The sequence below is a fragment of the Desulfotomaculum sp. genome (genome assembly GCA_003513005.1).
In the GTDB taxonomy this organism is placed as follows: domain Bacteria; phylum Bacillota; class Desulfotomaculia; order Desulfotomaculales; family Nap2-2B; genus 46-80.
The window spans coordinates 8,481-14,204 of record DOTD01000064.1 but is presented as its reverse complement, the minus strand read 5'-3'; the positions used below and the strand labels follow the sequence as shown (position 1 = coordinate 14,204).

The 5,724-nt window shown below is 43.5% G+C and carries 5 protein-coding genes and 3 pseudogenes; 7 read left to right on the top strand and 1 reads right to left on the bottom strand.

The features are described 5' to 3' along the window. Positions 1–527: undecaprenyl-diphosphatase (locus DEH07_07870; GenBank protein ID HBY04435.1), on the top strand; the 527-nt coding region annotated here is incomplete at its 5' end. Between the two features lie 39 nt (positions 528–566). Here DEH07_07870 and DEH07_07865 read toward each other — a convergent pair. After that, positions 567–1,049, bottom strand: a complete 483-nt coding sequence (locus DEH07_07865; GenBank protein ID HBY04434.1) for a DtxR family transcriptional regulator — start codon at positions 1,047–1,049, stop codon at positions 567–569. Between the two features lie 189 nt (positions 1,050–1,238). Here DEH07_07865 and DEH07_07860 point away from each other — a divergent pair, with 189 nt between their 5' ends. The 6 genes and pseudogenes from DEH07_07860 (at position 1,239) to DEH07_07835 (ending at position 5,590) form a co-directional block, all read left to right on the top strand. Next, positions 1,239–1,475, top strand: a complete 237-nt coding sequence (locus tag DEH07_07860) for a ferrous iron transport protein A (protein HBY04433.1) — start codon at positions 1,239–1,241, stop codon at positions 1,473–1,475. Between the two features lie 101 nt (positions 1,476–1,576). Then, entirely contained in the window at positions 1,577–3,643 is a 2,067-nt protein-coding gene (gene feoB / locus DEH07_07855) for a ferrous iron transport protein B (GenBank protein ID HBY04432.1), read from the top strand. Between the two features lie 13 nt (positions 3,644–3,656). After that, positions 3,657–4,152 (top strand): annotated as a pseudogene (locus tag DEH07_07850) (hypothetical protein). 201 nt (positions 4,153–4,353) lie between these two features. After that, a pseudogene (locus tag DEH07_07845) lies at positions 4,354–4,470 on the top strand (PIN domain-containing protein). Between the two features lie 162 nt (positions 4,471–4,632). Further along, a pseudogene (locus DEH07_07840) lies at positions 4,633–4,719 on the top strand (hypothetical protein). Positions 4,720–4,954: 235 nt separating this feature from the next. Beyond that, positions 4,955–5,590, top strand: coding sequence for a ferrous iron transporter A (locus tag DEH07_07835; protein ID HBY04431.1), 636 nt, complete (start codon positions 4,955–4,957; stop codon positions 5,588–5,590). The last annotated feature ends 134 nt before the right edge of the window (positions 5,591–5,724 follow it).

Sequence of the window (5,724 nt, the reverse complement as noted above, 5' to 3'; positions counted from 1 at the left end):
CTGCTTTGCTTGTTGGAGGAACAATAGGTAAGCTTGTGGAGGATGCATTATTCAATCCGCTTACTGTAGCAGCGGCATTGGTTATCGGAGGAATCGTACTGATTATCGTGGAGAAAGGCGCCCGATTCAGTACGATCAATTCAATTTCCGCACTTAACTATAAGACGGCCTTTTTTATTGGTTTAATACAGTGTCTGGCAATGATTCCAGGTACTTCACGGTCGGCAGCCACGATTATCGGCGCCATGCTTCTGGGGGCATCGAGGAGCGTTGCCGCTGAATTTTCATTCTTTCTGGCCATCCCCACCATGGTTGCCGCATCAGCCTATTCTTTTCTGAAAGCCGACGCAAGTTTGAGTGCAGCTGAATGGCAAATTCTAAGCATCGGATTTGTGGTTTCGTTCCTGGTAGCCTGGTTAGTAATTGCGGCATTTATGAATTACATAAAAAAGAAGGATTTCAAACCCTTTGGATACTACCGTATCATTGTCGGTCTCGCGGTGTTCTATATAGCATTTATGAAATAGTGATACTTCTGGAAAAACAAAGAAACAAAATGCCCTCTCTTATTTTTCCTCCTCATAACATGCTTTGAACTGCCGGAGCTTCTCAAGAATTTCTGGATAACTAACCAAAAAGCCGTTTAATATCTTGATATTTTTAATGGTATTAATGCTGAGATAGTGCTCAATGAGCTCAGTCTCAAGCAATACCGTATCCAAAACCCCGATATTACTTAAAAATACTTCCAATGTTTCATGCCGGTCCAGCAGAAATGCTCCCATCATTTCGCCTTTGGGTGTCAGCTGTATAATTCCGTATTTTTTATAATTAAGGTAACCCATTGATGACAACTTACGTACTGTCTTGGAAGCCGAAGGCGCTTTTACATTCAGCTGTTCGGCCAGATGGTTAATCCTGACGTACCCTTCTTCCTGACAATTTCTATAAATCATTTCCAGGTAGTCTTCCATACTCGGAGTGAGATGGTCTTCATTCTTTTTTATCATTTCATAGCCGCGGAATGTGTGGAATTCTTTGTTATTCATCTCTCCCACTCCTTTTCACAAGAACTTCCTAATGAAGTTGAAGCAATAATTGAAAGTATCCAGGATGAATGTATGTAACCAATTTATTCTTCTTTTCATAGAATAAGGCGTGGGAAAAAAGTTTTCCCTAATCTAACTTATGATCGCCGGGGTTAAAGCATGAATATTTCAGGGGGTTTGGATTCGGATATGGAAAGATTGATTCCGTTACATCGTCTAATACCTGGTACTTGCGGAAAAGTCAGTCAATTGACCGCAAATGGCAATACGAGAAGGAGAATGCTTGATTTAGGATTGATTTGCGGTACACGGGTTGAAGCTTTGCAAAAGAGTCCTTCGGGCGACACGGTGGCTTATAAAATTCGCGGAGCTGTTATCGCCCTTCGTTCTGAAGAGGCGTCCCAAATAATCGTGGAATTGCTTTAGAGCTAAAAAAGAGGAGGACTATAAATGTGAGCCTTAAACAATTTTCCAGCGGGCGAATAACAAGAGAAACGTACAAGATCGATCTGCATGACGGGGATTTAATGATTGCCTTAGCCGGCAATCCCAACACTGGTAAAAGTACAGTTTTTAACAGTTTGACCGGTCTTAAACAGCATACCGGCAACTGGCCCGGAAAAACAGTCACAAACGCACAGGGAAGGTATATCCATCAGGATCAAAGATTCGTTCTCATTGATTTGCCCGGAACGTACTCCCTGTTTGCAAATTCGGTTGATGAGGAAATTGCCCGCGATTTTATTTGTTCGGGAGAACCCAGGGCAACCGTAGTTGTTACCGATGCAACTTGTCTGGAAAGAAACCTGAATCTGGTGTTACAGGTAATGGAGATTACTGATCATGTAGTACTTTGTGTAAATCTGCTGGATGAAGCAAAACGGAAGAAGATTCGGATTGATTTGCCTGCGCTTTCTAAAATACTTGGAATACCGGTAATCGGAACAAGCGCGCGGGACGGGGCGGGTTTGGATGCATTAAAGGATGCAGTTTGTCAGGTGGCGATGGGTAAAACAAAAACTGTTCCTTTGCGGATCCGTTATGGTTCTGCAGTGGGAGAATGTCTTAACCTGCTTGAACCTATAGTTCAAGGCATTGTTGATAAAAATGTAAACAGAAGGTGGGTTGCGCTTCGGCTGCTTGACGGAGACCGGGACGCTGAGGCTTCGCTGGCGCAGTTTCCCTTTTTCAGGATTCGTAAAAGCGAACAACTATCCGATGCTTTGGCGTTAGCTGATCAAATGCTTCTGGAAGATCATCTGGATCGGGGCAGCCTGCGTGACCATATAGTTACCTGCATTGTTGCCCAGGCTGAGGAAATTACTCAAAGAGTATTGCGGTGTGAGAAGCAAAACTACAACGACTTGGACCGCAGGATAGACAGCGTTCTTACCTCCAGGATTTGGGGGATCCCGGTAATGATGGCGCTGTTAGGGCTGGTCTTCTGGATTACCATCAAGGGGGCCAATTATCCTTCACAGGTCCTGGGGAATGGCCTCTTCTGGGGACAGGAACGCCTGACCCAGCTATTTTTATCTGCGGGCTGGCCTGGTTGGCTGCACGGGCTATTTGTCTTAGGAATGTATCGGACTCTGGCCTGGGTAATATCGGTTATGCTGCCTCCAATGGCTATATTTTTCCCTTTGTTTACCTTACTGGAAGATTTGGGCTACCTTCCGCGCATAGCCTTCAATCTGGATAATTATTTCAAGAAGGCGTGCGCCCATGGCAAACAGGCATTGACTATGTGTATGGGATTTGGATGCAACGCGGCAGGTATAATATCCTGCAGAATCATTGATTCTCCCAGGGAGCGGCTCATTTCTATTATTACCAACAATTATGTGCCCTGCAACGGGCGTTTCCCAACCCTGATCGCCCTGGCCACTGTTTTTATTGCCGGGGAATTGGGAAGCCATCAGTCTGTCATAGCTTCTCTAATCATCCTGGCAGCCATAGTAACAGGTGTCATGATTACTCTTATCGTATCAAAACTCTTGTCAAAAACGATACTGAAAGGGATTCCTTCATCTTTTGCCCTGGAGCTTCCCCCTTACCGCAAACCGCAGATCGGAAGAATTATTGTTCGTTCTCTTTATGACCGTACCTTGTTCGTTCTTGCCAGAGCAATCATCGTGGCGGCTCCGGCGGGCATGATTACCTGGGCATTTGCCAATATATATATAGGAGATCTCAGCATTTTACAGCACGGAGCAAACCTGCTGGGTCCGTTTGGCCGTATGTTGGGCTTGGATGGCTTTATATTGATGGCATTCATCCTTGGCTTACCGGCCAATGAGATTGTCATTCCTATTTTAGTAATGAGTTACATGTCCGCCGGCCAGATGATTGAGTTGGACAATCTGCAGGCCTTGCGGGAACTCTTTCTCGTCAATGGATGGACCTGGCTGACGGCGGTATGTACAATGCTGTTCTGCTTGAACCATTATCCCTGTGGAATAACGCTGTTGACTATTAAGAAGGAAACTCAGAGCATAAAATGGACCCTCATAACATTTGCCATTACGACTGCTACAGGAATTATTCTGTGTTTTGTCGTTGCTCAGAGCGCTCGGCTGCTGGGGCTGGTCTGAGAATAGAAACCCAGTGTATATCGTAAATGCAGAACCAGATGTATACATTTATGTTGAAGATATTAATCCAGCCGGAAGCAAAACTATTCTATTTATACACGGATGGCCCGGAAATCATAATCTCTTCGAATACCAGTACAACAACATATCAAGATCGCCCCAATATGCTCAGGAACTTCGGCAACATGATTTTTCATAGTTATGTCACGCCTGCTCTTTCCGATTGGATCTTTGATTTAGGCCTCCAAGCTGCAAGTTGGGCTACCGTGGCGATTGCATATGCATGGCTGAATGAAGAAGAACTATTTAAAGATATGGCGGCAATTCATGTACCCACCCTGATTCTTCACGGCCTTAACGATAAAGTATGTCTTTACCCGCTGGCAATAGCTCAACAAAGAGGGATTGCAAACGCAAAACTTGTGCCGTTTGAATCATGCGGTCATTTCTTGTTTTATGATCAGCTTGAAAGGTTCAATAAAGAGCTGGTTCAATTCATCGAAGAATAAATAACAAATTACGAGTTTTATGTATCCATTCGCCTTTCTAAACAAGCTTTTCCCGGCGCATTACGGACATCATACTCAAAGCGGACTAACTTTACTTATAAAAAAAATAGCGTCGGTTTGGCAGGTTATGATTGTACCTCATTGTAGCGTAGAGATTACTCAAAATGTTATAATGCATATAGAAATTTGGGGTAGATAGCGATGATTTACCTTGGCGTATGTTGTCTAAATCGTCCGTTTGACGACCAAACCCAAGAAAGGATCCGGCTTGAATCGGAAGCTATTTTGTTAATTCTTTCTGGTTGCGAAAAAAACGAGCCAATCGTCTCGTGAGCATAGGACTTAAGCCATTCGCCTAGCGTCTTGATTGTACTTAAAAGTGTGCCTGCAGTACTATTCTCTGGTAGAAACACTGCCGGTCCAAATTGCGGAAAGCATCAAATTGTGTAGACAATATTTCATCGTAAAAAGGAGAAGGGCATGATAAGTAAAGTAAGAAGAAATGATCCTTGTCCCTGTGGCAGCGGCAAAAAATATAAAAAGTGTTGTCTTGGTAAACCATTGCCGGAAGCAGCGCAAAATAGCTTCGAGCGGTATTTGGACAACCTTTGGTCATACGAAAAAGTAAATGAAATGGGTACAGAGGAAATCGTTGATAAATTGCAGGACATTGGTATTTCTTTTGAAAAAGAAACGTTTTTAGAAGATGTAGAAAAGTTTTATTCCGCACGACCACGACAATTATCGGAGAGCTGGGTTACAACCAACGTTATGAATAATGAAATTGGCGGGGGTGTTTTAAATGGCTGAAACCTTGAGCCCGTCTTTGGAGGATTATTTAGAGACTATTCTCAAGCTTTGCGAGGAAAATGGCACAGCCAAAATCAGTGATATTGCTAAAAGGCTTAAAATAGCCAAACCCAGCGTCACTCAGGCCGTGGCCTCACTGCGCCGTGATGGTTTGGTAAATCAGGCCCCTTATGGAACAATATCCCTTACCGAAAAAGGACGATTCCAGGCACAAGACGTTTGGCATAGGCACCAGATTATCAGCAGCTTTCTTCTGGAAATTCTCAAAGTTTCACCTGCAGTGGCGGAAAAAGACGCTTGTTTGATAGAGCATGTCATCAGCCCGGAAACAATTTTTCGTATGGCCGATTGGCTTGGAGAAGAACATCCATCCCCACTTGGGTCAGTTTTAAGATTATCACTTGATGCCCTGCTTCCCGGGCAAAAAGCCCGAATAATCAAGATTCAAGGAAAAAACACCTCCATTAAGCGCCGGATTTTGGAAATGGGACTTGTTCCAGGCGCTGAACTTGAAGTGGAAAGAATAGCCCCACTGGGTGATCCTATGGAGCTTAGAATGCAGGATTACCACCTTAGTTTACGCCGTGAAGAAGCCGCCCTCATACTCGTGCATCCTATTCAGGACTAAATTAAACACGCTTTTATGTTATGCACATAACGATATTGACATAAATTAAGAACATTGATATGATAAAAAAAAAGAATTATTATAATAAATGACAGGTGTTTATTTTTTTGATATATAAGTTAGGCATGCCTAAC